At 73.6% G+C, this 500-nt stretch carries 1 protein-coding gene; it reads left to right on the top strand.

Annotated features, from left to right (window positions below; genetic code table 11):
• On the top strand, nt 1-380 hold a 380-nt coding region (locus ACLQ20_RS31350; RefSeq protein WP_425858383.1), incomplete at its 5' end, for a hypothetical protein.
• Between the last annotated feature and the right edge of the window lie 120 nt (nt 381-500).

Below are 500 nucleotides of genomic sequence, written 5' to 3'. Positions count from 1 at the left end.
CCCTCACGACGGTCGCCGCCACGGAAGCCGCCTTCGCGGTCACCGCCACGGAAGCCACCCGGACGGTCGCCACCCTCGCGACGGTCGCCGCCCCGGAAACCCTCACGGTCGCTGCGGAAGCCGCCCTGGCGGTCGCCGGCGTCCCGACGAGGGGCGCCACCGCCGCGGGAGTCGCCGTCACGCGGACCGGACCGGAAGCCGCCCTCTCGGCGGTCGCCACCACGGGAGTCGCCGTCACGGCGGTCGCCGCCGGCGTATCCGCCGCGCTGGCCGCCCCGGTCCTCGCGGTACGGGGGCCGGTCGTCGCGGCGCGGCGCTCCCTCGCGTCCACCCGAACGGTCTTCGTAGCGACGGGGACGATCTCCGCCCTGCGATCCTGAACTCACAGGTACATCCTTCCTCATTGCGTCACCTACGACGCTACGCAGTCGAGGGCCGACCCCGAAGGGGCGGGCCACCACGAGAAAAATTGTACGGCGGGGGGCGAAAAAAACCCACCC

The organism is Micromonospora sp. DT46 (genome assembly GCF_049841735.1).
Lineage (GTDB): Bacteria > Actinomycetota > Actinomycetes > Mycobacteriales > Micromonosporaceae > Micromonospora > Micromonospora reichwaldensis.
The sequence above is the reverse complement of the archived record's forward strand: the minus strand, read 5'-3'. Positions and strand labels throughout refer to the sequence as shown.